This window comes from Nitrobacter sp. NHB1, assembly GCF_036964665.1.
In the GTDB taxonomy this organism is placed as follows: Bacteria; Pseudomonadota; Alphaproteobacteria; order Rhizobiales; family Xanthobacteraceae; genus Nitrobacter.
In genome coordinates, this window is sequence record NZ_JBAMDA010000001.1 from 2,672,158 (window position 1) to 2,687,935 (window position 15,778).

Below are 15,778 nucleotides of genomic sequence, written 5' to 3' on the forward strand. Positions count from 1 at the left end.
CATGAGCCGGAACCCGCATATCATTGTCGTCGACGACGAGGCTCCCGCTCGCGAAATGGTCGGCGACTATCTCAAGATGCACGGCTTTACCATTACGCTGTGCGAGGGCGGCAAGAGCCTGCGCGAGGCCATCGGCACTGCCACGCCCGATCTCGTCGTGCTCGATCTGAACATGCCGGAGGAGGACGGCCTTTCGATCATTCGCGACCTCAAGAGCCGCACCAACGTACCGGTGATCATGCTGACTGCGACGGCCAGCCCGATCGATCGCGTGGTCGGCCTCGAACTCGGCGCCGACGACTACGTGGCAAAACCCTGTGAGTTGCGCGAACTGATGGCGCGCATCCGCTCGGTCCTGCGGCGGAGTGCGCCGAAGACGGAGGCCGCGCCGTCGAACGCCGCAGTCGCCAAACCCGCGGCCGGGCAGTTCGTCCGCTTCGGCGTCAAATGGCTCGATCTCGACGCCCAGGCCTTGCGTGACGATGAAGGCAACGAGCATCCGCTCACGGCGTCGGAATTCGGCCTGTTGAAAGTCTTCGCCGCCAACCCGAAGCGGGTTCTGTCGCGCGAGCGGCTGCTGGAATTGGCCAATGCCCGCGACAGCGAAGCCTTCGATCGCGCGATCGATCTGCGAATCATGCGGATTCGGCGCAAGATCGAGCCCGACCCCGCGAGGCCGGCGGTGATCCGGACCATCCGGGGCGGCGGCTATCTGTTTTCACCCTCCGGCGACGCTCTACGCGATGATCAACGCCGAGGAACTCGGCGTCACCTCGAAGAACATCGACGAGGCGATGAAGTCCAAGAAGCCCGACGTGATGCGGCTGGTCGGCACCGAGGGCAAATACGGCGAGGCTCTCGGGCTGAGTAAGGACTGGGCGGCGCGCATCATTCGCCACGTCGGCAATTACGGCGAGGTCTACGACCGTAATATCGGCGCCGACTCGAGGCTGAAGATTCCGCGCGGCCTCAACCAGCTCTGGAACGCCGGCGGCATCATGTATGCCCCGCCGTTGCGGTAATTTGTCCTGCCGGAGAGGGCCGGGTTGAGGGGCATGATTTGGGGATGCCGCCTGACGGGATCGCTCGACCGGCCATAGCGAGCTGAGCAACGCGCAAAGAGTACGGTTTCATAGGCGGCTTGACCCGCGTATCCATCCTCGGGTCAAGCCCGAGGACATGCTTCGCTCGAAAAGGCTATAGACGCGTCCGCCCGTCACCACAGGAACACAAGGTGCTGACCGACGCGGGTGCTTCCGCAGGGACAACAGCGCGAGCAATCGTCATCCTGCATGTCGTTCAAACGTCAGGATCAGATTGTTGGCCGGCATGTCGATAATCTCCGCAAGCTCCAAACCGTTGCGCTGCGCCAGCACCGCCACCTCGTCGACATCGCGCACGCCCCACTCGGGATCGTTGTTGCGCAGGCTGGCGTCGAACGCCGCGTTGCTCGGCGCGGTGTGCCGGCCGCCGCGCTTGAACGGTCCGTAGAGAAACAGCCGCCCGTCAGGACGCAGACAGTGTGCCGCGCCCGCGATCAGGCCCTCGGCGACGCGCCACGGCGCGATATGAATCACATTGGCGCAGAACACCGCGAGCAGCGCGCCGGGTCCGCGACTGTCGCTCATCTCCGCCCACCGCTGCGGATTCGACAGGTCGATCCGCAGCGGCGGGCGGACGTTGGCGAGATTGTCGTGAGCGGTCCACGCCGCAATGCTGCGGAGGTGATTGTCGTTAAGATCGCTCGGCCACCAGGTGATGGCGGGCGAGTGCCGCGCGAAGAAAACGACGTGCTGCCCGGTGCCGCTGCCGGCCTCGACCACGTCGCCGGTCTTGCCGCGCAGGAATTCTTCGAGCACCGCCCAGATCGCGGCATGGTTGCGATGAAACGCAGCGGCGTCGAGACGGTCACCGGATCCCACGTGCCGTCCATCCTTGCCGAATGCGATAGTGGTCATTCTGCCATGCATGAGCGCTTGTGCAAAGGCCGGGGATGTGAAAATTAAGGTCACGGCGGAAGGCAAAGCCCTTACCCCGCGCAACGACGCGGCCGCCGGATAACGATGCAATCAATAGAGCACCGCAGGAAACGCCTTTGACGATAATCCCTTTGACGAAGTCCGTCTCGCTGCCGGCGCTGCCGGCGCTGGCGGCCTCCCTGCTGCTTGCCGTCGCCGTCACGTCTTGTCCTGCGCGCGCGCAGTCCGCCGCCGACGAAGGGCAGAAGCTCGCGCTCGATCGCAGCAAGGGCAATTGCCTGACCTGTCACGAGATCAAGGGCGGCGACCTGGCCGGGAACGTCGGGCCGGCCCTCACCGATATCAAGAAAAAATATCCGAACCGCGCCGACCTCGTCGCGATCGTCACCGACGAGACCAAGCGAAATCCTCTCACGGTGATGCCGCCGTTCGGACGAAACCACATTCTCACTGACAAGGAAATCGACGCGGTCGTCGACTTCCTGCAAACGCTGTGACCCTGCCGCGCCCAAGGAGACCCGAATGATCCATCCATTACCCGGCAGCGTTGATGAGGCGCGGCGGCAAGTCCTGAAAGGTGCGGCGGTCGTTGCGCTGGCAGGCCTTGCCGGCATCCGCTTCGGGCTTGTGCCTGCGCTTGCCGCCGCCAACGACAAATATCCCGACGCCGCTTTCAAGGTAAAGGGAGCCGACGGCGCGATCCAGGCGCTCTACGGCAGGGCCGCGGAGAAATCCGATAAAGTCAGCATGGATGCGCCGGCGATCGCCGAGAACGGCGCGGTCGTCCCTATCTCCATCACCACGAGCCTGCCCGACGTGACCTCGATCTCGATCCTGGTGGCGGAAAATCCGAACGCGCTGGCCGCGTCGTACCGCATCCCGGCCGGGACGATGCCGAGCGTAGCCAACCGCCTGAAGATGGCGAAGACGAGCAACGTCATTGCGGTCGTGGAAGCCGGCGGCAAGCTCTATAGCGCCAGCAAGGAAGTCAAGGTCACCATCGGCGGCTGCGGCGGCTAGTGGAGGCGAAAGGTTTAAGGAAGACAGTCATGGCATCGACAATCCGCATCCGTGCAACGTCGAGTGGCGATACGACCGAGGTCCAGGCGCTGATTCAGCATCCGATGGATTCTGGCTTCGTCAAGAATTCCGCTGGCGAGCTGATCCCACCGCACTTCATTCAGCAACTGACCTTCGAATACGGAGGCAAGCCGGTTTTCATCGCCGACTGGGGACCGGCGGTCTCGAAGGATCCGTATGTGAAATTCAGCTTCAAGGGCGGCAAGAAGGGCGGCGACCTCAAGATCAGTTGGGTCGACAACAAGGGCGCCACCGACAGCTCCACGGCAAAGATTCAGTAATGGCGGCGTGCGGCGGGCGGAGAACAGACATGCGATTGACCTTCCGCACGGCGGCAACGGGATTGGTGCTGGCGACGCTGACATTCGCCGGAGCGCGGATGTCTCATGCCGCCGACAGCCCGAATCCGAAGGCCGACCTCAAGGCATTCCAGAAATACTTCACCGACAAGTTTCCCAAGCTGAAGCTGAAGGATTTCGTCAACGGGCCGTATTCGATGGACGAAGGCCTGTACAAGCAGTGGAGGGAGAAGGAGGAGTTTCCCCCTTACGAATTCGCGCTCGCCGCCGGCAAGGAACTGTTCAACAAGCCGTTCAAGAACGGCAAGACCTTCGCGGACTGTTTCCCCAATAAGGGCATCGGCATTCGCCAGAATTATCCCACCTTCGACGAGAAGCAGGGCAAGGTCGTCACGCTCGAACTCGCTGTGAACCAGTGTCTCGAGAACAACGGCGAAAAGCCCTTCTCCTACACCAAGGACGAGATGGCGTCGGTGACGGCCTATATGGCCTTCACCTCGCGCGGCAAGCCTTTCAACATCAAGATTCCGAAAGATCCGCGAGCGCTCGCGGCCTTTGAAAACGGCAAGCGCTACTTCTATACGCGGCGCGGCCAGCTCAATTTCTCCTGCGCGTCCTGCCACGTGCAGATACCGGGCGACCATATCCGGGCCGAGGTTCTCGCGCCCGCGCTCGGCATTCTCAACGCGATGCCGATCTACCGCTCCGCATGGGGCGGCATGGGCACGACCAGCCGCCGTTTCACCTCGTGCAACAGCCAGGTTCGCGCGGTGCCGCTGACGCCGCAGGACGACGAATACCGCGACCTCGAATACTATCTGTCCTATGTCAGCAACGGTCTGCCGATTTCAGGCCCGGGAGCACGGCCATGAGCAACGGCATGATGCGTCTCTCCGCTCTCGTGGCATTTTCGATGGCGCTGGCCGCCGCCGCGACAGCCGTCCGGGCGGCAAGCACCGAAGCCGACTACAAGGCAGCCTATGCCGCGGCCGAAGCGGCCAACACCGAAGCCGGCAAGCTGCGCAACCAGTGGACCACGGCGGTCAAGGCGCTGAAGAATGCCAAGGCCGCTGCCGAAGCGGGCGATTTCGACAAGGCGGTCGAGCAATCGAAGACATCCGAAACGCTGTCGAAGGCTGCGATCTTCCAGTTCAACGAGCAAAAGGACGCCTGGAGGAAGATGGAGATCCGCTGACCACCGAATCTCGTCTCTCGCCGCTTCATTTCATCATGGCCGGGCATAGCCGTTCGAACAATGGCGTCGCTTCGTTGGCCTATGTCCCGGCCGTCCATACCGTTCTCTTCAAGAGGTGTTTAAGAGGTGGATGTCCGCGACGTCTGTGCGAAGACGCGCTTCGCGCTTTTGCGCGGGAATGACGTTTTGCCGAGACGAACGCGTTTCATATATCCGAAAGCATCACATGCCCCTCCGCCGCCGTGATCTGCTGAAAGCCGCCGGCGCTGCTGGTCTTTCCGGCGCGCTGCCGCGCATCACCCGCGCGGCCAGCGATCTCGCGGCGTATGACCTCGCCGGCTTCGGCAACGCCCGTATCCTGCACATCACCGACACCCACGCGCAGTTGCTGCCGGTGTTCTTCCGCGAGCCTAGCGTCAATCTGGGCGTTGGCGCGATGCAGGGGCAGCCGCCGCACCTGGTCGGCCGCGCCTTCCTCGATCGCTTCCGGATCAGGCCAGGCAGCGCCGACGCCTATGCCTTCACCTGCCTTGATTTCGAGAAATCGGCCGCGCGTTTCGGCAGGCTCGGCGGCTTCGCCCACCTCAAGACGCTGATCGACCGGCTGCGCGGCGAGGCCGGGCCCAACAATTCGCTGCTGCTCGACGGCGGCGATCTCTGGCAGGGCTCCGGGCTCGCCAACGTCACGCGCGGCGCCGACATGGTGGACGCCGCCAACCTGCTCGGCATCGAAGCAATGACCGGCCATTGGGAATTCACCTACGGCGAAAAAACGCTGCGCGACAACCTGTCCCGCTTCAACGGCGAATTTCTGGCGCAGAATGTTTTTCTCACCGAGGAAGCCGCGTTCAACGACGCGCCGGCGTTCGATGCCGCCTCGGGCCGCGTATTCAAGCCGGCGACAATCAAGCAACTCGGCGGCTATCGCGTCGCCGTGATAGGTCAGGCGTTTCCCTATGTGCCGATCGCGCATCCGAAACGCTTCACGCCGGACTGGACCTTCGGCATTCGCGACGAGGAATTGCAGAAGCTGGTCCGGTCGCTGCGCGATGCCGACAGGGTCGATGCGGTCGTTCTGCTGTCGCACAACGGCATGGATGTCGATCTCAAGCTCGCAAGCTGCGTCAGCGGCATCGACGTCATCCTCGGCGGCCATACCCACGACGCCGTGCCGCAGCCGGTCGCTGTCAGCAATGCCGGCGGCAAGACGCTCGTCACCAATGCCGGCTCGAACGGAAAATTCATCGGCGTGCTCGACCTCGAGCTTGCCAAAGGCAAGGTGCGCGACGTACGCTATCATCTGTTGCCGGTGTTCTCCGAGCTGCTCAAGCCAGATCCTGCAATGGAGGCTCTGATCGAGACGATGCGCGCGCCCTATGCGGCGGCCTATGCCCGGAAGATCGCGACCACGGATCGTCTGCTCTATCGTCGCGGCAATTTCAACGGCACCATGGACATGCTGATCTGCGACGCGCTGCGCGGGGCATTCGATGCGGAGATCGCGCTGTCGCCGGGCTTCCGCTGGGGCACCAGCGTGCTACCCGGACAGTCCGTGACGATGGACGATGTGCTCGCGGAAACCGCCTGCACCTATCCCGAGACCTACGTCCAGAGCATGACCGGCGGCCAGATCAAGGATATTCTGGAAGACGTTTGCGACAATCTCTTCAACCCGGATCCCTACTATCAGCAGGGCGGCGACATGGTCCGCACCGGCGGCCTGTCCTATACTTGCGCGCCCACGGAGAGCGTGGGCCATCGTATCTCCGACCTGACGCTGAACGATGGTCGCCCGCTCGAGGCCGGCAAGAGCTATAAAGTCGCCGGCTGGGCCTCGGTCAACGAACAGAAGGGCGCGCCGGTCTGGGATGTCTTCGCCGGGCATCTGCGCGCCGGCATCACGAGCGAGGTCCGTCGCGACAGCGTGACGCTGAAAGGCGTCGACGGCAATCCGGGCTTGGCCGGATGACCGACAGGCTGACACGAAGAGGCGCGATGGCAGCGGCGGTCACGCTGACGCTGCTGCCGCTCACGCTGCGGGCCCAGCCTGCTCCGCTGCCCGACAAACCCTTCGCCGAGCATCGCGTCGTCCTGCAATTGTCCGATGAGGATCCGAAAAAACAGAGCCTCGTCCTCAGCGTCGCCAACAACCTGATCAAGGCCTACGGTCCCGACAGGATCGCCATCGAGGTGGTCGCCTTCGGCCCGGGCATCGATCTGCTGCGGACGGAGAACGCCAGCCGCACCCGCGTCGAGAGCCTGATCGCGCAGGGCGTCAGGTTCGACGTCTGCGTCAATACGCTCGACACCATCAAGCGCGAGACCGGCAAGCGGCCGGCCATCATCCCGTCCGCGACGCCGGTTCAGGTCGGCGTCGGACAAATCCTGTCACTCACGGAAAACGGTTACACTCTGGTCAGACCATAGGAGCTTTTATGCACCGATTTCTCCGTCATCTCGTCGCCGCCGCGGGCCTGTTGCTCGCGTTCACCTCGAATGGTTCCGCCGCCGAGCCGAAGCATCGCCTTGTGATCCAGGTCGACCAGAACGATCGGAATACCATGGACTTCGCGCTGACCAACGCCACCGACGTGATCGGGTACTATCGCGGCATGAACCAGACGGTGGTCGTCGAGATCATGGCATGCGGACCGGGCCTCCACATGCTGCGCGAAGACACCTCGCCGGTGAAGGAGCGCATCAAGCGTATCCGGGAGAGCGCATCCCCCAGCAAGATCCAGTTCTCGGCCTGCAACAACACCAAGCGGGACATGGAGAAGAAGGAAGGCCATCCGCTCCAGATGTTGCCCGGAACGACGGTCGTGCCCCTGGGCGTGGTGCGGCTGATGGAGTTGCAGGAACAGGGCTGGAGTTATGTGCGGCCGTGAAATGCATCGCAAAAGCATGCGGCGGCGCTTTCCAGCCTGACCTGATGTCGTCCCCGCGAAAGCGGGGACCCATACGGTGAGGAACTTCGGTTTGGCAGTGCGGCTGGCACATCCTCCTACACACAGAAAGACCGACGGGTCCCTGCGTGCGCAGGGACGACTCGCCATCAGGGTTGCCGCTGCGATGGTGTTCGCAGGTGTTGTTCTTTCTCCTTTCTCCGCCCGTGCCGGCGACGATGCGCTTGTCACTTACAAGTCACTGACCCCGGACGTCGCGCTGGAGGCCGCGCAGGCCGCGCTGAAGACATGCCGCGACAACGGATATCAGGTTGCCGTGGCCGTGGTCGACCGCTTCGGCCAGCCGCAGGTGCTGCTGCGCGACCGTTATGCCGGCTTGCCCGCGGCCGACATCGCCACCGCCAAGGCCTATACGGCGCTGAGCTTTCGCCGCGACACCTCCGAACTGGCCAAAATGGTGAGCGACGGCCGGCTCGACGCCAGCCTGGCGCGTATGCCGCGCATCGCAATGCTGGCCGGCGCGCTGGTGATCGAAACCGGCGGGACGCTTGTGGGCGGCATCGGCGTCTCCGGCGCACCGGGCGGCGACAAAGACGAGGCCTGCGCCAGAGCAGGGCTCGCCGCGATCCGCGACAAGCTGGATTTCTGACCTCGTTGCAATCGCGCGCAGACAGCATAAATCTGCTACGATACCGAGCGGGTAAAGAATGTTTGCGCCGCGAAGCAGAGTTGCACGATCATGATCTTTCGCCAGCTGTTCGACAGCGTCTCCGGAACCTACAGCTACCTGATGGCAAGCCGCGCTGGCGGCGAGGCGCTGATCCTCGATCCGGTGCTGGAGAAGGTCGACCGTTACTGCCAGTTGTTGCGCGAACTCGACCTCAAGCTGGTGAAGGCCGTCGATACGCATCTTCATGCCGATCACGTCACCGGGCTCGGCGAACTGCGCGACCGCACCCATTGCGTCACCGTGATGGGCGAGCAGACCAAGGCCGACGTGGTCTCGATGCGCGTCAGCGACGGCGACACGCTCAAGATCGAGGGCATCGGCCTCGACGTGATGTACACACCGGGCCACACCGACGATTCCTACAGTTACCTGATGGGCGATCGCGTCTTCACCGGCGACACGCTCTTGATCCGGGGCACCGGCCGCACCGATTTCCAGAACGGCAGCGCGCGGGCGCAGTACGATTCGATCTTCAACCGGCTCTTGAGGCTGCCTGACGAGACCATGGTGTTTCCCGCGCACGACTACAAGGGCGACACGGTCTCCACCATCGGCGAGGAGAGGCGCTACAACCCGCGGCTTCAGGTGCGCTCGGTGGATGAATACATCGAAGTGATGAACAATCTGAAACTGCCGAACCCGAAGCTGATGGACGTGGTGATCCCCGCCAACATGCATGTCGGCCTCAGGCAGGACGATCTGGCCAAGCAGGGTCTGGCGCTGACGCCGCGCGAGGCGATCACCCGGCTCGGCCAGCCCGACATCCTGCTGGTTGATCTCCGCGAAGCCCACGAACGCGCCAAGTATGGCACGCTGGCCGGCGCGCTGCATTCGCCCTATCCCGACATCGTCGACAATCTGAAACCCGGCGGCATGCTGCGCGAGGTGGCCGCGGCGACCGGGCGCCGCATCGTATTCTTCTGCGCCTTCGGAGAGCGCTCGGCCATGGCCGTTACCGCGGCAAAGGAGGCTGGCCTGACCAACGCGGCGCATATCGAGGGCGGAATCGATGCCTGGAGGAAGGCCGGCGGACCGGTGGTCGCAGGCTGAAAGGGCGCGCTGCAATGCCGTCCCGGCTTTACCCGGCGACACCGTTGCGATCGTCGGATTTCGAGAGAATGTTGAGTTCGAAGCGCAGATGATCCGGGTCTGACAGCTCCTTTTCGATCTCCGCATGAAGATGCCGCCAGATCGGCACCGCCTCGGCCAGAACCACCCGGCCAACCGGCGTCAGCCGCAGCAATCGAGCGCGCTTGTCCGTTGGATCGGCCGCCGTCTCAATGAGGCGGCGGCGCTCCAGCGGTTTGAGATTGGCAGTCAGGGTCGTCCTGTCCATGGCCAGCAGCGCTGCCACGCTACTGAGGTTCGGTGGCTTCGGCCGGTTGAGCGACATGAGTAGCGAGAACTGCCCGCTGGTGATGCCAGCCGGCTTCAACGCGATATCGAAGCGGCGTGCGATCGCTCGCGCTGCCCTCTGTGCATGCAGGCACAGGCAGGTGTCGCGCACCAAAATCGTGGTTTCGAAAGCAGGATCGGAACGCATACGCATCGGGAAGGTTGACATCCATTCCAGGGTCACATTACGTTGATATCAACTTACATAAGAGGCCGTCAATCAGCACCGGCGACCACTCCCAAGGATCCGACGAGTCAAGACCCCAGTCAGACAAGGAGACAGCCATGAAGATCGTGACCAGCCTCAGCTTCCGGGGCCAGTGCCGCGAGGCGTTCGAGTTCTACGCCAAAGTCCTCGGCGGGACGATCAAGGCGGCCATACCCTATGGCGATGCACCGCCGGGCATGCCGATCACCGACGAGAAGTACAAGACCTGGCTGATGCACTGCTGGCTCGACGTCGGCGATCAGGCGCTGATGGGCGCCGATATGGATGTCGGATGGGCATCCAACATCGACAAACCCAAGAACGGTTTCGACGTCACCCTGCACACCAATGACATGGCCGAGGGCCGGCGCTGGTTCGATCAACTGTCCGAAGGCGGCAAAGCAGGCATGCCGTTCGGCGAAACCTTCTGGTCCCCGGGCTTCGGTACCCTGATTGACAAGTTCGGTGTCCCCTGGATGGTCAACGTCGTCCCATCGGCCGACTGGAAGCCGCCACAGGGCTGATCGCTTGCCCAGGCGACGGCGATAGAAAAACGGAATCGGATGTCGGCACCGACGGTGCTGATGTGTCGTTGAGACATCGGCAGATAGCTGTAGCGTAGAGCTTTCTGTCGGTGCTCTGCGATCGCCGTCAATCCCACGCAAGCGCACCGCCGTTCTGGTATTCGATGACACGGGTTTCGAAGAAGTTCTTCTCCTTCTTCAGATCCATCGCCTCGCTCATCCAGGGGAACGGATTGTCGGCTTCCGCGAACACCGGCGCGAGCCCGAGCTGGGCGCAGCGGCGGTTGGCGATGACGTGCATGTAGGTCTCGCACAGCGCCGCATTGAGGCCGAGGAATCCGCGCGGCATGGTGTCCCGCCCATACGCGGCTTCGAGCTCGGCGGCATTCTTCAGCATGGCCCGCACCTCTTCCTGGAATGGCGTGGTCCAGAGATGCGGGTTCTCGTGTCTGATCTGGTTGATGACGTCGATGCCGAAGTTCAGATGGATCGACTCGTCGCGCAGGATGTACTGGTACTGCTCGGCGATGCCGACCATCTTGTTGCGCCGGCCGAGCGAGAGGATCTGCACAAAGCCCGTATAGAACCACATCCCTTCGAACACGACGTAGAACGCGACGAGGTCGCGCAGGAACGCCTGATCGGCTTCCGGTGTGCCGGTCTTGAAGCCGGGGTCGTCGAGATGCCGGGTGTGCTGGAGCGCCCAGGCCGCCTTGTCGGTGATGGAGGACACCTCGCGATACATGTTGAACAGCTCGCCCTCGTCGAGACCGAGGCTTTCGACGATGTACTGAAAGGTGTGGGTGTGGACGGCTTCCTCAAAAGCCTGGCGCAAGAGATATTGCCGGCACTCCGGGTTGGTGAGGTGGCGGTAGATCGCCAGAACGATGTTGTTGGCGACGAGCGATTCGGAGGCCGCGAAGAAGCCGAGGTTGCGTTTGACCATGCGCCGCTCGTCGTCGGTCAAGCCGTCCTTCGACTTCCACAGCGCGATGTCGGCCTGCATCGACACCTCGGTCGGCATCCAGTGATTGTTGCAGCCGGAGAGATACTTCTCCCAGGCCCAGCGATACTTGAGCGGCAGGATCTGGTTCACGTCGGCGCGGGCGTTGATCATCCGCTTGTCGTCGACGCGCACCCGCGCGGCGCCGCGATCGATGTCGCCGAGGCCGGTGGCGTCGGTGGGGGTGTCGGTCATTGCCACGCGAGGCGATGGATCAGGAGACGCCATGTTGTCATGCGCAAGCGTCTGCGGCGAAATGGGTTGCGCCGGTGCGGAAGGCGAGGTGTCGGACCAATCGAGCATGAGGGTGTTCCTGAATTGCTTTTACTTTCGTGCCCGCGACGAGCGCGGGCATGGCGGTGAGGCTTACTGACACGCTTCGCAGGTCGGATCGTCGATGCGGCACGCTTTCCAGCCTTCGCTCTCGGCGGCGTGACCATTCAATGGTGCTGCTGACACTGACGCCGAGACGGCGTTGAGCTTGCCGTCGGTGCCTTTCAGCGTGGATTTCTCGACGTGGGTCGCCGAGCGCGAGCGCAGGTAATAGGTGGTCTTGAGGCCGCGCTTCCAGGCATGGCGATAGAGCGCGTCGAGCTTCTTGCCGCTCGGATCGGCGATGTAGAGGTTGAGCGACTGCGCCTGGTCGATCCACTTCTGCCGGCGCGCCGCGGCGTCGATCAGCCAGGCCGAGTCGATCTCGAAGGCGGTTGCATAGAGCGCCTTGAGATCGTCGGGGACCCGGTCGATCCGGCCCAGGCCGCCGTCGAAGTATTTGAGGTCCGAGATCATCACCTCGTCCCATAGCCCGCGCGCCTTGAGATCGCGCACGAGATGGGCGTTCACCACGGTGAAGTCGCCGGACATGTTGGATTTGACGTAGAGGTTCTGATAGGCAGGCTCGATCGACTGCGAGACGCCGCAGATGTTGGAGATCGTCGCGGTCGGCGCGATCGCCATGCAGTTCGAATTGCGCATGCCGACGGTCATGACGCGCTGGCGCAGCGCGTCCCAGTTGAGCCGGCTGGAACGGTCGAGGTCGACCGGCGCGCCGCGCGCGTCATCGACCAGCGTGAGGGAGTCGAGCGGCAGGATGCCCTTCGACCACAGCGATCCCCGATACGAGGGATAGCGGCCGCGCTCGGCCGCAAGATCGACCGAGCCCGAGATAGCCCAGTACGAGATCGCCTCCATGCTCACGTCCGCGAAGGACACGGCTTCATCGCAGGCATAGGGCAGCCGCAGGATGTTGAGCGCATCCTGAAAGCCCATGATGCCGAGTCCGACCGGCCGGTGCCGCAGGTTCGAGGTCCGCGCCTCCGGGATGGTGTAGAAGTTCACGTCGAGCACATTGTCGAGCATCCGCATCGCGGTCTTCACGGTGTGCGCGAGGTGCTCGTGATCGAGCTTTCCGTCGTGCAAGTGGTTGACGAGATTGACCGAGCCGAGATTGCAGACCGCGACCTCGGTATTTGACGTGTTGAGCGTGATCTCGGTGCAGAGATTCGAGGAATGCACGACGCCGCAATGCTGCTGCGGCGAGCGCAGGTTGCACGGGTCCTTGAAGGCGATCCAGGGATGCCCGGTCTCGAACAGCATGGTCAGCATCCGCCGCCACAACTCGACGGCGCGAACCTGCTTGGTCACCCGCATTTCGCCGCGCGCGGCCTTCTTCTCATAGAGGGCGTAGCGGTCGGCGAAGGCCTTGCCGGTGAGATCGTGCAGGTCCGGCGTCTCGTCCGGCGAGAACAGCGTCCAGACGCCGTCTTCCTCGACCCGCTGCATGAAGAGGTCCGGCACCCAGTTCGCCGTATTCATGTCATGGGTGCGGCGGCGGTCGTCGCCGGTGTTCTTGCGCAGGTCGAGGAACTCCTCGATATCGATGTGCCACGTCTCCAGATACGCGCACACCGCGCCCTTGCGCTTGCCGCCCTGATTGACGGCGATCGCCGTGTCGTTCGCGACTTTCAGGAACGGCACAACGCCCTGGCTTTCGCCATTCGTGCCCTTGATGTGCGCGCCGAGCCCGCGCACGCGCGACCAGTCGTTGCCAAGTCCTCCCGCGTATTTGGAGAGTAGCGCGTTGTCCTTGATCGCCTTGAAGATGCCGTCAAGATCGTCGGCGACGGTCGTGAGGAAGCACGACGAGAGCTGCGGCCGCAGCGTTCCGGCGTTGAACAGTGTCGGCGTCGAGGCCATGAAGTCGAACGACGAGAGCAGGTCGTAGAACGCGATCGCCTTCTCCTCCCGGTCGATCTCGCGCAGTGCAAGGCCGCAGGCGACGCGCATGAAGAATGCCTGCGGCAGTTCGAAACGCGTGCCGCGGACGTGCAGGAAGTAGCGGTCGTAGAGGGTCTGCAATCCGAGATAGTCGAACTGCAGGTCGCGCTCCGGCTTCAGCGCCGCCGCGAGCCGGTCGAGGTCGAAGCGCTCGATCTCGGGATCGAGCAGCTCATTCGCGATGCCGGTTCGTACATACGCACGGAAATACTCAGCGTAGCGCTCCGTCATCTCCGTCTGGGTCGCCTGCTCCGGCCGGCCGGTAATGAGGCCCAACGCCTCGCAGCGCAGCTTGTCGAGCAGGAGCCGCGCGCTCGCCTTGGCGTAGTCCGGGTCGGTCTCGACCAGCGTGCGCGCTGCGAGGATCGGAGCCAACGCCAACTCATCCGCGCTGATGCTGTCATAAAGGTTGCGATGGGTTTCGGTCAGAATGGCCTCGGCCGAGACGCCGTCGAGTCCGGCGCAAGATTCCTCCACCACGGCAGCGAGGCGCCTGGTATCGAGCGGCGCCATCGATCCGTCGGCCGACTTCATCCGCAGCGTCTGCGCTGCGACTGCCGAACCGCCCTCTGCCTTCGACTCCTGCGCCTTAGCCCGTTCGCGTGTCCGCTCCTCGCGATAGAGCACATAGGCGCGCGCGACCTTGTGATGTTCGCTCCGCATCAGCGCGAGTTCGGCCTGATCCTGAATATCCTCGATGTGGAAGGTGCGGCCCGCATCAGTGCGCCGCGTCAGGCTGGCGACGATCTGGTCGGTCAGTTCAGTGACGATGTCGTGGACCCGGCGCGAAGCGGCGGCGCTGTTGCCCTCGACCGCGAGAAACGCCTTGGTCAGCGCGACGGCGATCTTCGAGGAATCGAACGGCGATACCGACCCGTTGCGTCGAATGACCTGATACGCGGGTTCGCTGGGCGGCATCGCGATCGCAGCAGGCAAGGACGGACGCACGGCACGCGCAGTAGCTTCGGTTGCGAGAGACATCGGCTCAGGACCCCAGTTTGTTGTGAGCCGGGGCCGAGCGGAGACGCGGGCAGGGACATCCCGCGACAGACGCCGCGATCCCGCCACGCGATCCACCGGGACACCCCGCCCAGGGACGTTTCTGTTGTCGCGGCAGATCTACTGGCTCGCGGGTCCATGCGTCGGTCCGGTCTTCCCAGGGCCGTGCGGCCCCAGTGACACAATAATGGACTTCAGCTCACCGCTTACAGTTGCGGGGGCAGCGCCGGCATTGCCCGCGATTAAGACTCGGGCGCACCGGCTTCCCTCTTAGCTCTCGATTTTGCGACTCGAGAGACCGTGACCACCATATCTAGTAGTTCTACCGAACTTGGTGTCAATAGATCGTTTCGACCGCGGTCGCTAAATTCTCGTAATTCACAGTTCCGTCGAAGCGCTTCTATGGATCATCGGTCTGCCCGACCCTTGACGCTTCGATCCTACAGCCCATTATTCCAAGAGATATGCCGCAGCGTTTTTCTCGCGGCCCAACCGTCGAGTCTGCCGTGAACCAATTCGTCCGACCGAATCTGACGCCCCCGAACGGGCAAAAAAAGGTGCTTCTGCATTCCTGTTGCGCGCCTTGCTCGGGCGAAGTGATGGAAGCGATGCTGGCCTCGGGGGTCGATTACACGATCTTCTTCTACAACCCCAACATCCACCCCCTGAAGGAATACCTGCTGCGCAAGGACGAGAACGTCCGCTTCGCGGAGAAGCACGGCGTGCCGTTCGTCGATGCCGATTACGACAAGGACAACTGGTTCGCCCGTGCCAAGGGGATGGAGTGGGAACCCGAACGCGGCGCGCGCTGCACGATGTGTTTCAACATGCGATTCGAGCGCACCGCGCTGTATGCGCATGAGCACGATTTTCCGGTGATGACATCGTCGCTCGGCATCTCCCGGTGGAAGAACATGGCGCAGATCAATGACTGCGGCCATCGCGCGGCCGGACGCTATGACGGCCTGTCGTACTGGGATTTCAACTGGCGCAAGGGCGGCGGGTCGCAGCGGATGATCGAGATCAGCAAGCGCGAGGAATTCTATCAGCAGGAGTATTGCGGCTGCGTCTATTCGCTGCGCGACACCAATCAACACCGCAGGTATCAGGGCCGTCCGCCCATCGTGATCGGCACGCAATTCTACGGGAGCGATGACGATCCGGATTCGAAATAAGATTCCGC

The 15,778-nt window shown here is 63.1% G+C and carries 16 protein-coding genes, 2 pseudogenes and 1 riboswitch; of the genes and pseudogenes, 14 read left to right on the forward strand and 4 right to left on the reverse strand.

The window, feature by feature from the left end:
* Position 1 precedes the first annotated feature (1 nt).
* A pseudogene (locus V4R08_RS12395) lies at positions 2 to 733 on the forward strand (response regulator); the annotation flags it as partial.
* Positions 732 to 1,022: pseudogene (locus tag V4R08_RS12400) on the forward strand (amino acid ABC transporter substrate-binding protein); the annotation flags it as partial. The pseudogenes V4R08_RS12395 and V4R08_RS12400, both read left to right, overlap by 2 nt.
* Positions 1,023 to 1,283: 261 nt before the next feature.
* Here the strand turns inward: V4R08_RS12400 and V4R08_RS12405 are convergent.
* The gene (locus V4R08_RS12405) at positions 1,284 to 1,958 is read right to left on the reverse strand and encodes a DUF938 domain-containing protein (protein WP_335579630.1); all 675 of its coding nucleotides are present in this window, start codon (positions 1,956 to 1,958) and stop codon (positions 1,284 to 1,286) included.
* A gap of 170 nt (positions 1,959 to 2,128) precedes the next feature.
* Here V4R08_RS12405 and soxX point away from each other — a divergent pair, with 170 nt between their 5' ends.
* From soxX to V4R08_RS12455, 10 genes are all read left to right on the forward strand, one after another.
* Positions 2,129 to 2,476: a sulfur oxidation c-type cytochrome SoxX gene (soxX, locus tag V4R08_RS12410; protein WP_442935686.1), complete on the forward strand. Its 348-nt coding sequence runs from the start codon at positions 2,129 to 2,131 to the stop codon at positions 2,474 to 2,476.
* Positions 2,477 to 2,501: 25 nt separating this feature from the next.
* On the forward strand, positions 2,502 to 2,999 hold the full coding sequence (gene soxY, locus V4R08_RS12415; RefSeq protein ID WP_335579631.1) for a thiosulfate oxidation carrier protein SoxY: 498 nt from the start codon (positions 2,502 to 2,504) through the stop codon (positions 2,997 to 2,999).
* 29 nt (positions 3,000 to 3,028) lie between these two features.
* Positions 3,029 to 3,340, forward strand: coding sequence for a thiosulfate oxidation carrier complex protein SoxZ (gene soxZ / locus V4R08_RS12420; protein WP_335579632.1), 312 nt, complete (start codon positions 3,029 to 3,031; stop codon positions 3,338 to 3,340).
* 98 nt (positions 3,341 to 3,438) lie between these two features.
* Positions 3,439 to 4,230 (forward strand): sulfur oxidation c-type cytochrome SoxA, encoded by a 792-nt coding sequence (soxA, locus tag V4R08_RS12425; RefSeq protein ID WP_335580270.1) that lies wholly within the window; start codon positions 3,439 to 3,441, stop codon positions 4,228 to 4,230.
* Entirely contained in the window at positions 4,227 to 4,553 is a 327-nt protein-coding gene (locus V4R08_RS12430; protein ID WP_335579633.1) for a hypothetical protein, read from the forward strand. Before soxA ends, V4R08_RS12430 begins: the two co-directional genes overlap by 4 nt.
* Positions 4,554 to 4,779: 226 nt before the next feature.
* Complete coding sequence (soxB, locus tag V4R08_RS12435) at positions 4,780 to 6,522, forward strand: thiosulfohydrolase SoxB (protein ID WP_335579634.1); 1,743 nt, start codon at positions 4,780 to 4,782, stop codon at positions 6,520 to 6,522.
* 26 nt (positions 6,523 to 6,548) lie between these two features.
* Complete coding sequence (locus V4R08_RS12440; protein ID WP_335579635.1) at positions 6,549 to 6,980, forward strand: DsrE family protein; 432 nt, start codon at positions 6,549 to 6,551, stop codon at positions 6,978 to 6,980.
* Positions 6,981 to 6,988: 8 nt separating this feature from the next.
* Complete coding sequence (locus tag V4R08_RS12445; RefSeq protein WP_335579636.1) at positions 6,989 to 7,441, forward strand: DsrE family protein; 453 nt, start codon at positions 6,989 to 6,991, stop codon at positions 7,439 to 7,441.
* Between the two features lie 184 nt (positions 7,442 to 7,625).
* Positions 7,626 to 8,108: a GlcG/HbpS family heme-binding protein gene (locus V4R08_RS12450; RefSeq protein ID WP_335580271.1), complete on the forward strand. Its 483-nt coding sequence runs from the start codon at positions 7,626 to 7,628 to the stop codon at positions 8,106 to 8,108.
* A 90-nt stretch (positions 8,109 to 8,198) separates the two neighbouring features.
* Complete coding sequence (locus tag V4R08_RS12455) at positions 8,199 to 9,239, forward strand: MBL fold metallo-hydrolase (RefSeq protein ID WP_335579637.1); 1,041 nt, start codon at positions 8,199 to 8,201, stop codon at positions 9,237 to 9,239.
* A gap of 28 nt (positions 9,240 to 9,267) precedes the next feature.
* On the opposite strand, the gene V4R08_RS12460 is transcribed toward V4R08_RS12455, so the two are convergent.
* Positions 9,268 to 9,738 (reverse strand): MarR family winged helix-turn-helix transcriptional regulator, encoded by a 471-nt coding sequence (locus V4R08_RS12460; protein ID WP_335579638.1) that lies wholly within the window; start codon positions 9,736 to 9,738, stop codon positions 9,268 to 9,270.
* A gap of 131 nt (positions 9,739 to 9,869) precedes the next feature.
* On the opposite strand from V4R08_RS12460, the gene V4R08_RS12465 reads away from it, so the two are divergent.
* Positions 9,870 to 10,316: a VOC family protein gene (locus tag V4R08_RS12465; RefSeq protein ID WP_335579639.1), complete on the forward strand. Its 447-nt coding sequence runs from the start codon at positions 9,870 to 9,872 to the stop codon at positions 10,314 to 10,316.
* 127 nt (positions 10,317 to 10,443) lie between these two features.
* Here V4R08_RS12465 and V4R08_RS12470 read toward each other — a convergent pair whose 3' ends face one another.
* Positions 10,444 to 11,622 (reverse strand): ribonucleotide-diphosphate reductase subunit beta, encoded by a 1,179-nt coding sequence (locus V4R08_RS12470; protein WP_335579640.1) that lies wholly within the window; start codon positions 11,620 to 11,622, stop codon positions 10,444 to 10,446.
* 63 nt (positions 11,623 to 11,685) lie between these two features.
* Complete coding sequence (locus V4R08_RS12475; protein ID WP_335579641.1) at positions 11,686 to 14,577, reverse strand: ribonucleoside-diphosphate reductase subunit alpha; 2,892 nt, start codon at positions 14,575 to 14,577, stop codon at positions 11,686 to 11,688.
* Between the two features lie 114 nt (positions 14,578 to 14,691).
* Positions 14,692 to 14,913: riboswitch (cobalamin riboswitch) on the reverse strand.
* Between the two features lie 188 nt (positions 14,914 to 15,101).
* Between V4R08_RS12475 and V4R08_RS12480 the strand changes: the two genes are divergently transcribed.
* Positions 15,102 to 15,770, forward strand: a complete 669-nt coding sequence (locus V4R08_RS12480) for an epoxyqueuosine reductase QueH (protein ID WP_335579642.1) — start codon at positions 15,102 to 15,104, stop codon at positions 15,768 to 15,770.
* The last annotated feature ends 8 nt before the right edge of the window (positions 15,771 to 15,778 follow it).